The sequence below is a fragment of the Polynucleobacter sp. MG-5-Ahmo-C2 genome (assembly GCF_018687735.1).
GTDB lineage: Bacteria > Pseudomonadota > Gammaproteobacteria > Burkholderiales > Burkholderiaceae > Polynucleobacter.
In genome coordinates this window covers 1,414,559-1,430,836 of record NZ_CP061304.1, presented here as the reverse complement: position 1 = coordinate 1,430,836, position 16,278 = coordinate 1,414,559, and the positions used below count along the sequence as shown (strand labels likewise).

Below are 16,278 nucleotides of genomic sequence, written 5' to 3'. Positions count from 1 at the left end.
GAGCCATGAATGACATGAATCCCGCCTTTTTGAAAGCCAGTGCAATGCCTGACGTGCAAGCCACTTTGGATGAGCGCGCCTTGTCCATTGAGCAGGTCGGCATTCGTGGCGTGCGCCATCCATTAACCATTCGCAGTAAGGGTGGTAATTTTCCTTCAGTAGGCACTTTTGAAATGGATGTGGCATTACCTGCGCATGTGAAGGGAACGCATATGTCGCGTTTCATGGCACTCTTGCAAAAACAAAATATGGCTGTTGACAGCACGACAGTCGTTGAAATGATCAGTGATATGCTGCCTTTGCTTGATGCTAAAGAAGGCCACATTCAGTTTACGTACACTCACTTCGTTAAAAAAGCAGCGCCAGTGTCTGGTGTTGAAAGCTTGATGGATTACGAGGTGACTTGGATAGCAACCGCCAAACAGAATGACGCTGGAAAATTAGATATTGAACTCGGATTGCGCGCACAAGTCCCAGTCATGAGTTTGTGTCCTTGCTCCAAAGAGATTTCCGAATTTGGTGCGCACAATCAACGTTCCCATGTCACCATGGACGTGGTGCTAGATGCGCAAACGAAGATGACAGTGGAGGACTTGATCACCGCTGCAGAGAGCGAGGCTTCTAGCGAGCTGTGGGGTTTACTCAAACGTCCTGACGAGAAGTGGGTCACCGAGCATTCTTATAGCAACCCTAAATTCGTAGAAGATTTGGTTCGTGATGTGGCTGGCAACCTCAAGGCTGATGAGCGTATCCGGTCTTTTATGGTTGAAGCTGAGAACTTTGAATCTATTCACAACCACAGTGCATTTGCCAGAATTAGTTTCGTAAAATAAGCCGCGTTAAACGCGCTGAAGATTATTACTTTGCAAATCCCAGCGGGGTTTGATATCAAAGGCTCCAGAGCTTGTGGAGCCATTATTTTCAGCAAGCAAACGCAGTGCTCCAGCAAAAGCAATCATTACACCGTTATCAGTACAAAGTTCTAGCGGTGGATAGTGCACTTCAAATCCAAACTTCCTTGCTTTGTCATTCAGAGCACTTCGCAATTGCAAATTAGCACCCACACCACCAGCGAGTACTAAATGCTTACAGCCAGTGAGTTTGAGGGCCTTCTCTGACTTGCTTACCAGCACTGCAACAATCGAGTCCACAAAGCTGCGTGCGAGATCCGCATGAAATTGCGCTACCTCGGAAGGATCTGCAATCTGCTTCTCTTCAAACTTTTTGACTTGATTGAGAACGGCTGTCTTCAGTCCTGAGAATGAAAAATCCAAATCGCCAGAGTGCAACATGGGTTTGGGTAGATCAAATATTCCAACTCTGCCGGTATCAGCCAATTTAGACAGTGCTGCACCACCAGGGTAATCAAGGCCCAATAATTTGGCGGTCTTATCAAACGCTTCGCCAGCAGCATCATCTAAGGTTTCACCTAAAAGTTCATATTGCCCAATGCCGGAAACTTTCATGAGTTGGGTGTGGCCCCCGGAAACTAGCAGAGCAATAAAAGGAAATTGAGGCGTGGTCTGACCTAAGAGTGGCGAGAGCAGATGACCTTCTAGGTGGTGAACCCCGATGGAGGGCAATTTGAGCCCTTGAGCGAGGGATTTTGCAAAGGCGCCGCCTACTAGAAGGGCGCCAGCTAGACCGGGGCCTTGAGTGAAGGCCACCGCATCAATATCGCTTAATTTGAGACCAGATTGAGCTAAAGATTGGTCTAAAAGAGGTAAAACACGCCGGATATGATCGCGTGAGGCCAATTCTGGGACTACGCCCCCGTAATCTCGGTGCATGGCGACCTGAGAGTGCAGACCCTGCCCCAGGATGCCCTGGAATGCTGGTTTGCCCTCTTCCCAGGGGGTGGTGTTGTATAAAGCCACCCCGGTCTCGTCGCAAGAAGTTTCTATCCCTAAAACAATCATTTTTTGGCTTGGTCGTGCTAGAATCGCAATTCAGTTAATTTTTCGATATTTATCGAGCATATACGAGTTAAATAAGTATGACTACAGTCCGCCTCCGTGAAAACGAACCATTTGAAGTGGCATTGCGCCGTTTCAAGCGCACCATTGAAAAAAATGGTCTTTTGACAGACTTGCGTGCCCGCGAGTTTTACGAGAAGCCAACGGCTGAACGTAAGCGTAAAAAGGCTGCTGCTGCAAAACGCCATTACAAGCGTATTCGTAGCCAAATGTTGCCTAAAAAGCTTTACTAATAGAATCTAAAAGCTCTCCTCACCGAGAGGCTTTGAAACCCGCTGACGGTGAAACGCAGCGGGTTTTTGCTTTTTAATCGTTACATACATTCAAGATCAGGAAAATGCTATGAGTCTGAAAGATCAAATCACTGAAGATATGAAAAATGCAATGCGTGCAAAAGAGACTGCACGTCTTGGCACCATTCGTTTGCTACTAGCCGCTATTAAGCAGCGCGAGGTTGATGACCGTATTGTTTTGGATGATGTTGCGGTGATTGCGACTATTGAAAAAATGATTAAGCAACGTAAAGACTCGATTTCTCAGTTTGAAAAAGCCAGTCGCGATGATTTAGTAGCAATAGAAGCTGCTGAAATGACAATCTTACAAACCTACTTGCCTGCGCAACTGTCGGATACTGAGGTTGAGGCGGCAGTTGCAGCAGCAGTTGCCTCTACGGGGGCTGCTGGTCCACAAGACATGGGTAAGGTGATTGGCGTTCTCAAGACTCAATTGGCTGGTAAGGCTGATATGGGCAAGGTATCTGGCTTGGTAAAAGCCGCACTCGCCAAGTAAGTAACTCAGCGACTAGCTAACTCAATCAAACAGTTTCATACTGCTAGCCTGATGGCGCTTATTCCACAATCCTTCATAGCCGATCTTTTAAATCGGGTTGACATCGTTGATGTGGTTGGGCAGCACGTAAAGCTAAAAAAGGCTGGCGCAAACTACCAAGGTTTGTGCCCCTTTCATTCAGAGAAGTCACCTTCATTTTCAGTTTCACCTACAAAGCAGTTCTATCACTGCTTTGGTTGTGGAGCCCATGGATCTGCCATTAGTTTTTTGATGGAGTATTCAGGACTTGGTTATGTCGATGCGATTGAGGATCTTGCGCGCTCTGCAGGCCTGGATGTGCCTCGTGAAGAGCGTACCGCTAATGATGTTGCAAGACAGCAGCAAGCGATGGCTTTAAGTGAAGTGATGAGTTCGGCGGCGGATTGGTATCGCCAGCAGCTTAAAGGGAACACGCGAGCTGTAGAGTATTTAAAAGGGCGTGGCCTGACCGGTGAAATCGCCAAACGTTATGCGCTTGGTTATGCGCCCGATGGTTGGCAAGGTCTTGAGGCGGTATTTGGTCCGTATACCAATGACGAAATAGCAAAGACCTTGGTAGAGGGTGGCTTGCTTATTCAGGGTGAGCAGGCTGAAGGCGCTGTACTAAAACGCTACGATCGCTTTCGGGATCGTGTCATGTTCCCCATTCGCAATCCCAAAGGACAAACCATTGGCTTTGGTGGCCGCATTCTGGATCAAGGTGAGCCTAAGTATTTAAATTCTCCAGAGACTCCACTCTTTTCAAAAGGCAACACGCTCTACGGATTATTTGAAGCAAGACAAGCCATTCGTGCACAAGAATATGTCTTAGTGTGTGAAGGCTATATGGATGTGGTTGCACTTGCGCAATTGGGCTTTCCCAACGCAGTAGCAACCTTAGGGACTGCGTGTACTGCAAACCATGTGCGCATGCTACTTCGGCAAACTGATAAGGTGGTTTTCTCATTTGATGGCGACTCTGCTGGTCAACGTGCCGCCCAACGTGCGCTTGAAGCATGCTTGCCGCTCATGTCTGACGATAAAGAAATTCGTTTTTTATTCTTGCCAACCGAGCATGATCCAGACAGTTATGTTCGTGCCTATGGTGCGCCTGCTTTTGAAAAAGTGATCAAGGAGGCCATGTCGATCTCAAGCTTCTTCTTCAAGATTGTGAGCGAGGAGCATGAGCTGACAACCCCGGAGGGTAGGGCGCATACCCACCATGCCGCTAAGCCGCTCCTACTCTCGATGCCACCAATCGCTTTGCGGACTCAGATTTTGCGTGAGCTGGCGATTCGCACCAACACTACGCCGGCAGAACTTGAGGCGTTTTGTGGTTTAACTGTGGCGCCAGCCCCTGTTCAACAGCCTGCCTATCAGGCGACTCAAGCGAGATCGCAAAGTAATCAAAATACCTTTGCCAATGGCAATAGGCAGGGCGCACCTTGGCAAGCATTCAAAGGCTCTGCAAAACGCGTTGCTACACAAAATATTGAACCGCCTAAGGCGCCAACTGATTTAGCGGAGCAAATGCTGCGTGTACTGATTCAGTTCCCGCATTTGGGTAAGGCGTTGGATAGTAATCAGCGTGCACTTGCTCTTAAAGCCGCTGAACAACGATCGGCAAAAGCCCACTGCTTGATGCAAGACCTTCTCTCTCAATGCGATTTAGTTGAATGGATTCCAGGTGAGGGCGGTAAGTCCGCAACAGTAGGTGCTGGCGCTTTTGCAATGTTTCAAGATCAACTGTCGCGCAGTGAGCTTGCGCCTCTATATGAGGTCCTCAGAAATCGAGTGATGGGCTCTGATCTAGATCTTGATGGCGCAACGGCAGACATGGAAGGAGCCTTTAAAAAGCTGGAGCTAAACCATCTGAAACTAGAGATGACTGAAATTGCCCAAAAGATCGCCGCAAGCACTGCCAATGACCAAGATCGGGCTAGATATCGTGAATTGGGCGAGAAACTGAAATTCTCCTAGGAATTTACGCAAGTACCCCAAGAAATTGCCTGAAATTACCCTATATTTTTAGCTATTCAGGGCTTAGAAAAGTCGCAATCGACTATAATCCTCTGTTCCCAAGAAAAAAATGAATTAATTCAGCTACTTGCGCTTTATTTTGATGAAATTTTGGGTAAGTAGACTACGGGGCTGTATTTCATCAGTCGATATCAATAACAGTAATGTGAGTAAGTGCTAATAAATGCCTAATACCAAGACCAAAAAACCAGTAGCTAAAAAAGTAGTGGCTAAGCCTAAGGCTCCAGCTAAACCAGCACCTAAAGCAAAAGCTGCTACCAAACCAGCGGCTAAGAAAGTGGTCGCTAAGCCAGCAGCCAAGAAAGCTGCTACCAAACCAGCGGCTAAGAAAGTGGTCGCTAAGCCAGCAGCCAAGAAAGCTCCAGCTAAACCAGTGAAAGCTGCTGCCAAGCCAGCAGTGAAGGCAAAAGCCCCAGCCAAACCAGTAGCTAAGAAAGTGGTCGCTAAGCCAGTCGCCAAAAAAGTTCCAGTCAAGCCAGTAAAAGCTGCCCCAAAGGTAGCGCCTGCGAAGGCTGCTAAGGCAGAGCCAGCAAAAAAAGGCAAAGCACCAGTAGCACCAAAAGTTGAAGAGATTAAAGGTAAAAAAGCTAAGCCAGTTGAGCTTGTTGCTCCTGTAGTCGAAGAAGAAAAAAAGCGCGGTCGTAAAGCGAAGCCTGAGGCTCCTACTGATGGCGCTGAACCAGTTCTAACGGATCGTCAAAAAGCACGTGAGCGTAAGGCAAAAGAAAAAGCACTTTTAAAAGAATTTGCGGCACAGCAGTTGGGCACTGAAGAGCAACAAGAGTTACGTCGTGCTCGCTTGAAGACCTTGATTAAGATGGGTATGTCCAAGGGTTACCTAACCCATGGCGAGATGAATGATGTGATGTCTGATGAGTTGTCTGATGCTGATGCATTAGAGACTTTGATCAGCTTGTTAAACGACATTGGTATCACTGTTTACGAGCAGGCTCCAGACGCAGAGACATTAATCCTCTCCGACAACACGGCAGCTGCGGCCTCTGAAGAAGAGGCTGAAGAAGAGGCTGAGGCAGCCCTTTCTACAGTGGATTCAGAATTTGGACGTACAACTGACCCAGTGCGTATGTACATGCGTGAGATGGGTACAGTAGATTTGCTGACTCGTGAAGGCGAGATTGTTATTGCCAAGAAGATTGAGGCTGGTCTTAAAGACATGGTGATGGCCTTAGCTGCTTGCCCAGTCACTATTAGTGAAATCTTGAGCAACGTTGACAAGATTGCTAGCGGTGAGATGGAGATTGATCAGTTTGTTGATGGTTTAGTTGATCCAAATGCAGAAGATATTAAGTTGGGGCCTGAAGAGCCAGAGATTGATCCAGATGCCGAAGAAGGTGAAGATGAGGGCGATGATGAAGGCGGCGGTGGCGGCGGTGCCGCAACAGCTAACGCCAAACAGCTTGAGGAATTAAAACAAATCTCCCTCGAGAAATTCGCGATTGTTCGCACACAAGCCGACAAGATGCGCCGTGCCTTTGATAAAGAGGGATATAACTGTCCAGCCTACATTAAGGCGCAAGATCTGATTCGTGGTGAACTCTTAGGCTTCCGTTTAACTGCGAAAAGTGTTGAGAAGTTGTGTGACACCATGCGCTCGCAAGTAGACCAAGTATGGAAGCTTGAGCGTGGCATCGTGAACTTGTTAGTGGATAAAGTTGGCGTCAATCGTGGAGAAGTATTAAAAGAGTTTCCTAAGATGTCTATGAACCTGACTTGGACTGACAAGTTACTCAAAGAAAACAAGCCGTATAGCGCACTCTTGCAGCGTAACGTGCCTGCGATTCAGGAACTTCAACAGAAGTTAATCGATATTCAGAAGAATGTCGTTATTCCACTTCCAGAGTTGAAAGAGGTAAACAAGCAGATGATTGCGGGTGAGAAGCGTGCCCGTGAAGCAAAGCGTGAGATGACTGTAGCCAACTTACGTTTGGTAATCTCTATTGCCAAGAAATACACTAACCGTGGTTTGCAGTTCTTGGATTTGATTCAAGAAGGCAATATTGGTTTGATGAAGGCGGTAGATAAGTTTGAATACCGTCGTGGTTATAAGTTCTCCACCTATGCAACCTGGTGGATTCGTCAGGCGATTACCCGATCTATTGCCGACCAAGCACGTACGATCCGTATTCCAGTTCATATGATTGAGACGATCAATAAGATGAACCGTATCAGCCGTCAGATCTTGCAAGAAACTGGTCATGAGCCAGATGCTGCAACTTTGGCACTGAAGATGGAGATTCCGGAAGACAAGATTCGTAAGATTATGAAGATTGCTAAAGAGCCTATCTCTATGGAAACGCCAATCGGCGACGATGAAGATTCCCATTTGGGTGATTTCATTGAAGATGGCAATACCTTGGCTCCAGCTGAAGCGGCCCTTCACGAATCCATGCGCGATGTTGTCAAAGACGTTCTGGATTCGTTAACACCACGTGAAGCAAAAGTATTGCGCATGCGCTTTGGTGTTGAAATGAGCACAGACCATACTCTCGAAGAAGTTGGCAAGCAGTTTGATGTTACCCGTGAGCGCATTCGTCAGATCGAAGCTAAGGCCTTGAGAAAAATGCGTCATCCTAGCCGCAGCGACAAACTCAAGACTTTCCTCGAAGAGGATTGAAAAGTCGCCCTCGATTAACGGGGGATTGCAGTCTAAAAAAGACATTCTCCTTGGGGCGAATGTCTTTTTTTATAGCCCAGAAAATCTAGCCCTGTTGTAATCTCACAACGCTTAAACCCCAGCCAACAGGGCTTTAGGGGGGGGGTAGCAAACATCCATCAAGCAAAAACCATACCAATATATATAATCAATCTGTTAATTCGATTTAATAAAAATAATCAATAAACATAACCAACGACACAAGGAAATACAGAATGAAAATCAAATTATTAGTAGCAGCTGCCGCAACAGTAGTAGCTAGCTCAGCAATGGCTCAGTCAGCGTTTGAAGGTGCTTATGGGCAGTTGGGTGTAGGTTATGAAAATAACTCTATTTCGTCTAGAACATTTACATTCACATCGTTCACCACACCTTCAGATAGTGGGTCCGCGTCTGCATCCACATCATCGGGCGGCGGTCTTTCTTCCAACGTAGGTCTTGGTTACAACATGTCTGTTGCGCCACAATGGTTGGTAGGTATTGGAGCAGACTATTCATTCACCAATGTAACTACATCAACAGTAGGACTCTATAATGGCGCTTCGGCTGGAGTAAATGTTAACTATAAGGTTGCAAATAGATATAACATTTTCTTGACGCCAGGGTATGAGATCGACAAGGATAAGCTTGTGTATGTTAAAGGCGGATTTAGTAGTCAGTCTTTAACTTGGCAGGGTCAGAATACTATTGCCTCTTTGGGCAATAAATCTACCAACGTAAATGGTTATGTTGCAGGTTTAGGCTACAAACAGCTTCTTGATAAAAACCTTTATGTATTTGGCGAAGGCAATTACTACTCGTATTCCTCAACAACCCTCAGTGGGAATGTTGGAGATGGCACCATTAGTCAAAAACAAACCCCATCAGCCTACCAATTTTTGGTAGGTCTTGGCTACAAGTTCTAAATAAACTTAGCATCTCAAAAAGCCACTGTTCGCAGTGGCTTTTTTGTTTCTGCACCATCAAACAACTCTAACAATTAGGATTGGGCACTCTAAACCACAAGGCGTATAGGTTTGACAGGGTTGGCACAGTCAGCACATTCGTCAGCACGGGGAAACTATTACAATAGCCACTTATAGATTCCAACAAGGTTTATACGGGCCTATAGCTCAGTTGGTTAGAGCAGAGGACTCATAATCCTTTGGTCCCAGGTTCAAGTCCTGGTGGGCCCACCAGAAAAGCAAACCCTCATCAGTAATGGTGGGGGTTTTGTCTTTTAAGCGTTACTTTAAGTAACGCTCGCCCCATCTATTACCTTCCATTCATCCCCACAAACCCTCCATTAGTCAGCACTCTTAGCCACACTTTCTTTTGGCTAAATTGACTCCAGTAATTCCTCCAATCAGGTTGTCCTAGCCTGGGCTCAGAAGCTAAAGTATGTGTATGGCAATGTCGCTATAAGGTGGATAACAAGTGGATACGAGCTACTACCAAAGAGACTCAGCTTGGATTTGGCGATAATAGGGTTAAAAGGGCCTCAGAGCGCATATAAGTACTATTTATTCAGGGTTTCTTGTCAATCCTTGACCAAAAACTTTACAATAATTTCATAAAACTTTACAATAATTTCATAAAACTTTACAAAAATAGACATGAAATTTGCCAATACAAAGCGCTCCCAAGAAATACGTCAGTTCTTGGTGGATGGCGTTAGAGCCAATCAACTCGATTTAGCTCATGCCGCAATGGACAGGTTCGGCCTTACTAGGCAGGCTATCCATGCACATTTTGCAGCGTTAGTTAAGGATGGATTTTTAGCTTCCAGCGGTAGTACGAAGGCGCGTGTATATCAGTTGGGTGTGAAACGATTTCATGATGGCCTATTTAAATTAAAGGGGCTTGAGGAGTCTGAAGTCTATTCGCGTGATTTTGGTGAAATATTTAATGGCTTGCCTAAAGAAATTGCCAATATTTGCCATTACGGTTTTACTGAAATGCTAAACAACGCCATTGATCATTCAGAGGGTACTGAGGTCTACATCAACGTGGAAAGAACGCCCGATTCTGTTTCAATATCAATTGTTGATAATGGCGAGGGAATTTTTAACCATATTGCTAGATTATTAAAGCTGCACGATGCACGTGAGTCTATTTTGGAATTGAGCAAAGGAAAGCTCACTACTGATCCAAGTAATCATACTGGGCAAGGAATCTTTTTCTCATCCCGTGCTTTTGATGAATTCTTTATTTTCTCTGGTGATTTAGTCTTTACACACGCTGACGGTTCGGGAATGGACTTTTTACTTCATAACGAAAAAAGTCATCAAGGAACTAGGGTTGTTATGAAAATAGCGCTTAATTCAGAAAGAATATTGCGTACGGTATTTGATAGTTTTAGTGGTACAGAAGACGAAGATTACGCGTTTAATAAAACCGTTGTTCCGGTGAAGCTGGCTCTACACGAAGGTGGCCAGCTTATTTCGCGCTCTCAGGCAAAGCGAATTTTAAATCGCGTTGATCGTTTTAAGACTGTACTGTTGGATTTTAAGGGTGTTGAATCAATTGGTCAGGCATTTGCAGACGAAGTGTTTCGCGTTTTTGTTAAACAAAATCCGCAAATTACCATTCACTCCATTAATGAGAGTCTTGAGGTGAAAAAAATGATTAAAGCTGCTCAAAGTAATTTGGGATAGAGACTAAACGGCACCCATCTAAGTCGAGCAATCGATATGATGAAGGCATAGTCCAGGGAGTTAGGAAACTAACACAAGCCGGAATCCTTTGGTCCCAGGTTTAAGTCCTGGTGGGCTCACCAGAAAAGCAAACCCTCATCAGAAATGGTGGGGATTTTGTCTTCTAAATATTGCCTTATGATCAAGGTTTAAATCTCATCAAGGAAGTTAATGAATACATTTGATGTAATCCGCGAACGCAGGGCTGTTAAGCATTTTGACCCAAGCCATGAATTTACTAAGCAAGAGACTGACCAGCTGTTAGATCTCGCTATGCAAGCGCCATCTTCATTCAATATCCAACACTGGCGTTTGGTGAATGTTACTGACAAGGCCCTCAGAGCTCAGTTGCGTGAAGCTGCAAATAATCAAGCTCAAGTTACCGAGGCATCTTTACTATTTGTAGTGACTGTTGATATCAAGGCATGGGAAAAAGATCCTGCCCGATATTGGGTCAATGCTCCTAAAGAAGCTCAAGATATATTAGTTCCCTGGATTCATCCTTTTTACGCTGGTAAAGAGCAACTACAAAGAGACGAAGCAATGCGCTCTGCTGGAATCATGTTGCAAACCATGATGCTTTCAGCTAAAGCAATGGGCTACGATTCTTGCCCAATGGTTGGTTTTGATTTTGACAAGGTTGCGGAGTTGATTCATTTGCCTAAAGACTATGCCATTGCTGCGATGTTGGTAATTGGCAAGGGAATTAAACCAGCATGGCCAAAGCCAGGATTTATCCCTAAATCAGAAATGATCATTGAAAACCATTTTTAAATTCAGGTCTTTTTTGAATTGAGCTTTTATCCAGGATCAAGTTCTGGTAGGGCTGCCAATGAAAACAACGACTTAGGGAGAAATTCCTAAGTCGTTTTTCTTTCCATGCCACTCGGTGTGTAAGCAATCTCCAGACATCGTTCACTTCAACACCAATAAGCATATAGGTTTGCTAGTTAAGCAATGAGCTATTTGTAGGTTGTGGTTAATCAATATTGCAAGTGCTGATGGCTTCGGATGAGATCAATCCCAAAATAAACATCGATATAAACCAATCGACATTTTTTATTTTGATTCAACAATGAGTTGAAGGCGCGCACCAGATTGATGAATGCTGCACTCTTATCGATGAATGCCGCACTAAATGAATGCAATTGGACTCGTTTGTAGTGCAAGCGCATGTAAGTATCAACCCTAATAAAAATATTTAATGGAGATTGATAGTGACTAACCCTGTAGTTCAGCTTTCATTGGATTCAATACATAAATCATTCGCCAGCAAAGGCGGACCAGTTCCCGTTCTTAACGGACTCACATTTGACGTGATGGAGCAGGATTTTTTGAGCATCATCGGGCCTAGTGGCTGCGGAAAGTCAACCATCTTCAATATCATCGCCGGTCTGCTAGAGACTGATAGCGGCAATATGATCTATCGAGGCAACAAAATTCAAAGCCTAAGAGGTAAGGTGGGCTACATGATGCAAAAAGATCTGCTGTTCCCATGGCGCACAGTTCTTGAGAATGTCATGCTTGGATTGCGGGTGCGTGGCGAGGATGATGCTAATGGAGTGGAAAAGGCAAGAGACTATCTCAATACTTTTGGCTTATCTGGATTTGAAAAAGCTTACCCTCAAACTCTATCAGGTGGTATGCGACAGCGCGTTGCACTCATTCGTACTCTCCTAATGGATCCTGACATCCTCTTGTTGGATGAGCCATTTTCAGCTTTAGATTACCAAACCAGGCTGTACCTTGAGAGCGTTTTGTTAGATGCCGTAGCAAAGTTTAAAAAGACAGTCATTCTGGTCACTCACGATATTGATGAAGCTGTCGCTCTATCTAAACGGGTAGTTGCTCTAAGTACCAGGCCCACCCTAGTAAAAAATGTGCATCAAATTGATATTGAGCGCTCCTCGCCAATAGAGGCTAGATCGCATAAAAATTTCGGAGAATATTTTCATCTGCTTTGTTCAGAGTTGGATATCCAAACTAGAAAGGATGAAGTGGTATGAGTCAAGAAAAGCGCAATATGAGTCAAATGCTGGATACGGGTCTTGGAAAGTCCCTAATCCAAATCTTATCAGTGGTCATTTTCTTTGCTATTTGGCAAACCCTGGCAGAGTTTGGGCTTATCTCAGAGTTTTTAATTGGCACTCCGTTTGGTATTTGGAAGCGTTTTATCGCAAGTGTGATGGATTACTCCATCTTTATTGATACGGGATACACACTCTGGGAGGCTTTATTGGGTTTTGTCATTGGCACCCTTGTTGGAACAAGCATTGGTTTGCTATTGTGGTATTCGAAATGGGTTTCTCAAATTGTTGAACCATTCATTGTTGCTATTAATAGCGTCCCAAAAATTGCCTTGGCTCCCATTATTTTGCTTTGGTTTGGTACGGGCTTAGGTGCTAAGGTTGTATTGGTCGTCTCCATGACAGCCATCATTGCCCTTATTGCGGCCCATCAAGCAACCAAAGAGGCTGACAAGGATTTGCAATCGTTGCTGTATTCGATGGGCGCTGATCGCAAGCAAATATTTCGTCAGGTAGTTGTTCCTTCTTCAATGCCAGCAATCGTTTCCAACTTTCGTATCAACGTGGGTTTTGGATTGGTTGGTGCGGTTGTAGGTGAATTCATTTCATCAAAGGCTGGCTTGGGACACATGATTTACAACGCATCAAGCTTGTACGAACTTAATTCAGTTTGGGTTGGTTTATTCATGCTCATGATCGTAGGTTTCTTTCTGTATCACGGCATTGATGCACTAGAGCGCCTCTTATTCCCATGGCGCGATGATGCAGGACGTACACAAATTCGGATGTAATTTTTTTAATAATCTCACGGAGGTTTTTCATGAAATCGATTTATAGAAAGCTACAAGTAACGGTTGCGGCGTTAGCCATTTCTGGCGCGTCGTTTAGCGCAACTGCTGAAGTAAAAACAGTCACTATTTCTCAGGCATTTCAGTCGATGTTGTATTTACCCCTTTATGTCGCAATTGATAAAGGTTTCTTTAAAGACCAAGGTTTAAGTGTCATTAAAGAAACTGCAGGATCTCCTACCGCAGCATTATCTTCAGTCCTTTCAGGAAGTTCACAATTTTCAATCCATGGTCCTGAGTGGACTGCTATTGCTGCCTCCAAAGGTGCCAATGTTGGTGTGATTAGTAATGCAGTGAATGGTGCAGCCGTATGGATTGCAACAGCTCCTGATGTTAAATTTACTAGCATTAAAGATATCAAGGGTCAAAAAGTAGTGACTGGTTTAATGCCAACAACAAGCACTTCTTTATTCCTAAAGTTGCTTAAAGAAAATGGCATGAGTGATAAAGATATTGATATGATCCAAGTTCCTCTTGGTACTGAGCCAGCAGCCTTATTGGGCGGCCAAGCTAAAGTAGCAGTCTTATACGAGCCAGGCCTAGATCAAGTAGCAATTAAGGGAATGAAGGTTGTTTTGGGCTTCCCGAAAACTTATGGCGCTTACGCTTTCTCTTCCATTACTGCAATGAAGACTGTTGACCCTGTTTCTGCTCAGAGAATGGTTAATGGCATGGAAGTTGCACTTCGTTTTATGGCTAAAGATCCTAAGGGTGCAATCGAGGTTGCTAAGAAAGAATTCCCAACGCTAGATCCACAAGTAGTTGAAAATGCAGTGACTCGCATGATGAGTGAGAACGTGTTTCCTAAGAGCGTTCAAATTACTCCTGCAGCACTCAAAATTTCCATGGACACACAAATTGCCTTGGGTAATCTAAAAGAGCAGCCTGTATTTGAAAACTTCATTAACGAAACTTATATTCAAAACGCTATAAAACTGAAGTAATCGCGATTATTGATCAACTGGGGCGTATTTTTACGCCCCATTTCTTTGAATTAACTAAAAAATATGAAAAAAATAATTGGAATAACTGAGGCTTGTAACTTAATTGCTGCTAATCAATTAAAACCCATGGATGTGGTGCAAGCATCTTTTGATAAAGCGAATGAAGTGGAGCCGGTTCTCAAGGCTTTTGTCTCAAGAGCTTCAATGGAGTCAATGGCAAGGCAGATAAAGTCTGGCCCACTCTCAGGAATTCCAATTGCCGTAAAAGACATTATTAATACGTTTGATCTTCCAACGACCAATGGGTCACCTATCTATAAAGATAAAACTCCCGTTGAAGATGCTGCCATCGTTAAAAAAATTCGTAGTCTTGGCGGAGTAATTTTTGGTAAATCAGTTACCACTGAATTTGCATGGCGCAATCCGGGTCCAACGACAAACCCTATTAATGCAGAACATACGCCCGGTGGATCCTCTAGTGGATCAGCGGCATCTGTTGGTGCCGGGATTGTTCCTTTGGCGCTAGGTTCGCAAACACAAGGTTCCATCATTAGGCCGGCAGCATATTGCGGGGTAGTGGGATACAAGGCGAGCTATGGAGCAGTTTCCAAGTCTGGAGCTCACGCCTTGTCTTATTCGCTCGACCATATTGGATTTTTCACACGGTCAGTTGATGATATGGCGTTTGCTTTTAATAATTTAAAAAATAGTGATTCGTCTGACCCGGAGTTAATTGTTCTCCCCGATCTGGTATTTAGTGTCAACAGAGAATTGCCTATGTTAGATAAGCCGAAGATCGCCTTACTGGAAACGCCGCTAGATCATATGATGTCCGATGACCAAAAGCAGGCTTTGAAATTGGCCGCGCAAAAGCTTGAGGAGTCAGGTGCTGTCGTTCAAAAACTATCCTTGCCACAAGAGTATTGGGATGCGATTCAGGCAATGAATCTTATTATGGAATCTGAAGCCGCAGAAATTCATGCGGCTCATTCTGAAAAAGTAAATGATTTACTGAGCATTCATATTCAAGAGTTAGTAGCAAGAGGTTTACAACACAGTGCACCTGCCTATATTGCCGCCAAGTTTTTACAGAAAAAACTGCGTGCCTCTATCGGTGCTTATTTTGATGAATTTGATGCATTCTTAATGGCCCCTGCAAGTGGGGAAGCCCCAAAGAGCTTAGTCTCTACTGGCGATCCGATTTTCTGTGCTCTCTGGAGTTTTTTGGGAATTCCTTCGATCACTATCCCTGCAGGTAAGTCAAGGAATGGATTGCCACTGGGCATACAGCTGATTGGAAATTATCGAAGCGATGTCAAGTTACTTAGTGTGGCTAAATTTTCTGAGTTTGCTCTAGGTCATCACTCAAAAGTTTTTTGACTTTGAAAACCAAAGAATGGGGGAGCGTTTCTTGTGATCTTGTTAATTTAGTCACACAAATGCTCGCTCACCGATATTTAGGAGGCATAACCTCTTGAAATCCTAGTGGTTTTCTTTGAGCATCTACTTTCATAAATCCTTTGGCCCCAGATTTAAGTCCTGGTGAGCACCAGAAAAGCAAACCCTCATGCACAATGGTGAGGTTTATCTCTTTAGGCCCCTTGAATGCGCTGCTCAAATGCATTCACAAAGGACTCTGGGGCTTGAGCGCCTTGTAAGAGGTATTGATCATTCAGGATGATCGACGGAACAGAGCTGATGCCTGCGCCTGTATACGCAGCCTCTTCTTTCCTGACCTCATTGGCAAATTCATTAGCACTCAGAACTTCTTGTGCTCTTTGAGCATCTAAGCCAGCTCGTTTAACTGCCTCTAGTAAATTGTTCTGATCATCTAGGTTTACTGCCATACAAAAGTAGGTGTTGAGTAATTCTTTTTTAAGAGCGGCCTGTTTTTGCAGGTCATATTCTTTGGCGACCCAGTACAAAAGGCGATGGGCATTAAAGGTGTTGTAAACCCGTTTCCGGCCTTCTGGATGAAATTCAAATCCAGCTTCTAATGCTTTGGTGCGAATATTGGCTTGATTGGCTTTGACTTGCTCTGCGCTTAAGCCGTACTTTTCAGTGAGGTGCTCAATGGCATCTTGTCCGCCCAAAGGCATATTGGGATTAAGTTCAAAGGGTCGAAAATGCACTTCAAAGTCTACCTTATCGCTTAGCTGGGCTATTGCTTGATTGAGATTGCCAAGTCCCACGGCGCACCAAGGACAAGCTATATCTGATACGTAGTCAATTTTGATAGTTGGCTTCATGTACTTGATTCTACAGAACTCCAGGCATCGCTTATTCG

14 protein-coding genes and 1 tRNA gene are annotated in these 16,278 nt (G+C 44.5%); 13 read left to right on the top strand and 2 right to left on the bottom strand.

Going from position 1 to position 16,278, the window contains the following annotated elements:
* Window positions 1-5: 5 nt before the first annotated feature.
* The gene (gene folE2 / locus C2740_RS07400; RefSeq protein ID WP_215292794.1) at window positions 6-833 is read left to right on the top strand and encodes a GTP cyclohydrolase FolE2; all 828 of its coding nucleotides are present in this window, start codon (window positions 6-8) and stop codon (window positions 831-833) included.
* A 6-nt stretch (window positions 834-839) separates the two neighbouring features.
* Here folE2 and tsaD read toward each other — a convergent pair whose 3' ends face one another.
* Window positions 840-1,919, bottom strand: a complete 1,080-nt coding sequence (tsaD, locus tag C2740_RS07395; protein WP_215292793.1) for a tRNA (adenosine(37)-N6)-threonylcarbamoyltransferase complex transferase subunit TsaD — start codon at window positions 1,917-1,919, stop codon at window positions 840-842.
* Window positions 1,920-1,996: 77 nt separating this feature from the next.
* Here tsaD and rpsU point away from each other — a divergent pair, with 77 nt between their 5' ends.
* The 12 genes from rpsU to C2740_RS07335 all read left to right on the top strand — a co-directional run bounded on the left by rpsU (window position 1,997) and on the right by C2740_RS07335 (window position 15,371).
* The gene (rpsU, locus tag C2740_RS07390) at window positions 1,997-2,209 is read left to right on the top strand and encodes a 30S ribosomal protein S21 (protein WP_011903537.1); all 213 of its coding nucleotides are present in this window, start codon (window positions 1,997-1,999) and stop codon (window positions 2,207-2,209) included.
* A 109-nt stretch (window positions 2,210-2,318) separates the two neighbouring features.
* Entirely contained in the window at window positions 2,319-2,765 is a 447-nt protein-coding gene (locus C2740_RS07385; RefSeq protein ID WP_215292791.1) for a GatB/YqeY domain-containing protein, read from the top strand.
* A 51-nt stretch (window positions 2,766-2,816) separates the two neighbouring features.
* Entirely contained in the window at window positions 2,817-4,763 is a 1,947-nt protein-coding gene (dnaG, locus tag C2740_RS07380; RefSeq protein ID WP_215292789.1) for a DNA primase, read from the top strand.
* Between the two features lie 223 nt (window positions 4,764-4,986).
* Window positions 4,987-7,458 carry an RNA polymerase sigma factor RpoD gene (gene rpoD / locus C2740_RS07375; protein ID WP_215292787.1) on the top strand — a complete coding sequence of 824 codons (2,472 nt, stop codon included), beginning with the start codon at window positions 4,987-4,989 and terminating at the stop codon, window positions 7,456-7,458.
* A 254-nt stretch (window positions 7,459-7,712) separates the two neighbouring features.
* Entirely contained in the window at window positions 7,713-8,402 is a 690-nt protein-coding gene (locus tag C2740_RS07370; RefSeq protein WP_215292785.1) for an outer membrane protein, read from the top strand.
* A gap of 196 nt (window positions 8,403-8,598) precedes the next feature.
* Window positions 8,599-8,675: transfer RNA gene (locus C2740_RS07365), tRNA-Ile, on the top strand.
* 417 nt (window positions 8,676-9,092) lie between these two features.
* Window positions 9,093-10,133, top strand: coding sequence for an STAS-like domain-containing protein (locus C2740_RS07360; protein WP_215292783.1), 1,041 nt, complete (start codon window positions 9,093-9,095; stop codon window positions 10,131-10,133).
* 210 nt (window positions 10,134-10,343) lie between these two features.
* The gene (locus C2740_RS07355; protein ID WP_215292781.1) at window positions 10,344-10,946 is read left to right on the top strand and encodes a nitroreductase family protein; all 603 of its coding nucleotides are present in this window, start codon (window positions 10,344-10,346) and stop codon (window positions 10,944-10,946) included.
* A 443-nt stretch (window positions 10,947-11,389) separates the two neighbouring features.
* Window positions 11,390-12,178 carry an ABC transporter ATP-binding protein gene (locus tag C2740_RS07350; RefSeq protein ID WP_215292779.1) on the top strand — a complete coding sequence of 263 codons (789 nt, stop codon included), beginning with the start codon at window positions 11,390-11,392 and terminating at the stop codon, window positions 12,176-12,178.
* On the top strand, window positions 12,175-12,990 hold the full coding sequence (locus C2740_RS07345) for an ABC transporter permease (protein WP_215292777.1): 816 nt from the start codon (window positions 12,175-12,177) through the stop codon (window positions 12,988-12,990). Before C2740_RS07350 ends, C2740_RS07345 begins: the two co-directional genes overlap by 4 nt.
* 29 nt (window positions 12,991-13,019) lie before the next feature.
* Window positions 13,020-13,991, top strand: a complete 972-nt coding sequence (locus C2740_RS07340; RefSeq protein WP_215292775.1) for an ABC transporter substrate-binding protein — start codon at window positions 13,020-13,022, stop codon at window positions 13,989-13,991.
* Window positions 13,992-14,054: 63 nt separating this feature from the next.
* Entirely contained in the window at window positions 14,055-15,371 is a 1,317-nt protein-coding gene (locus tag C2740_RS07335; RefSeq protein ID WP_215292773.1) for an amidase, read from the top strand.
* A 212-nt stretch (window positions 15,372-15,583) separates the two neighbouring features.
* Here C2740_RS07335 and C2740_RS07330 read toward each other — a convergent pair whose 3' ends face one another.
* A complete protein-coding gene (locus C2740_RS07330; RefSeq protein ID WP_215292771.1) occupies window positions 15,584-16,240 on the bottom strand; it encodes a DsbA family oxidoreductase in 657 nt (218 codons plus the stop codon).
* Between the last annotated feature and the right edge of the window lie 38 nt (window positions 16,241-16,278).

What these genes read in the sequence shown, in the direction of transcription:
- C2740_RS07335 (WP_215292773.1), top strand. Translation starts at nt 14,055, where the DNA reads ATGAAAAAAATAATTGGAATAACTGAGGCTTGTAACTTAATTGCTGCT.
- dnaG (WP_215292789.1), top strand. Translation starts at nt 2,817, where the DNA reads ATGGCGCTTATTCCACAATCCTTCATAGCCGATCTTTTAAATCGGGTT.
- C2740_RS07385 (WP_215292791.1), top strand. Translation starts at nt 2,319, where the DNA reads ATGAGTCTGAAAGATCAAATCACTGAAGATATGAAAAATGCAATGCGT.
- tsaD (WP_215292793.1), bottom strand. Translation starts at nt 1,919, where the DNA reads ATGATTGTTTTAGGGATAGAAACTTCTTGCGACGAGACCGGGGTGGCT.
- C2740_RS07345 (WP_215292777.1), top strand. Translation starts at nt 12,175, where the DNA reads ATGAGTCAAGAAAAGCGCAATATGAGTCAAATGCTGGATACGGGTCTT.
- C2740_RS07355 (WP_215292781.1), top strand. Translation starts at nt 10,344, where the DNA reads ATGAATACATTTGATGTAATCCGCGAACGCAGGGCTGTTAAGCATTTT.
- C2740_RS07370 (WP_215292785.1), top strand. Translation starts at nt 7,713, where the DNA reads ATGAAAATCAAATTATTAGTAGCAGCTGCCGCAACAGTAGTAGCTAGC.
- rpoD (WP_215292787.1), top strand. Translation starts at nt 4,987, where the DNA reads ATGCCTAATACCAAGACCAAAAAACCAGTAGCTAAAAAAGTAGTGGCT.
- folE2 (WP_215292794.1), top strand. Translation starts at nt 6, where the DNA reads ATGAATGACATGAATCCCGCCTTTTTGAAAGCCAGTGCAATGCCTGAC.
- C2740_RS07330 (WP_215292771.1), bottom strand. Translation starts at nt 16,240, where the DNA reads ATGAAGCCAACTATCAAAATTGACTACGTATCAGATATAGCTTGTCCT.
- C2740_RS07360 (WP_215292783.1), top strand. Translation starts at nt 9,093, where the DNA reads ATGAAATTTGCCAATACAAAGCGCTCCCAAGAAATACGTCAGTTCTTG.
- C2740_RS07340 (WP_215292775.1), top strand. Translation starts at nt 13,020, where the DNA reads ATGAAATCGATTTATAGAAAGCTACAAGTAACGGTTGCGGCGTTAGCC.
- rpsU (WP_011903537.1), top strand. Translation starts at nt 1,997, where the DNA reads ATGACTACAGTCCGCCTCCGTGAAAACGAACCATTTGAAGTGGCATTG.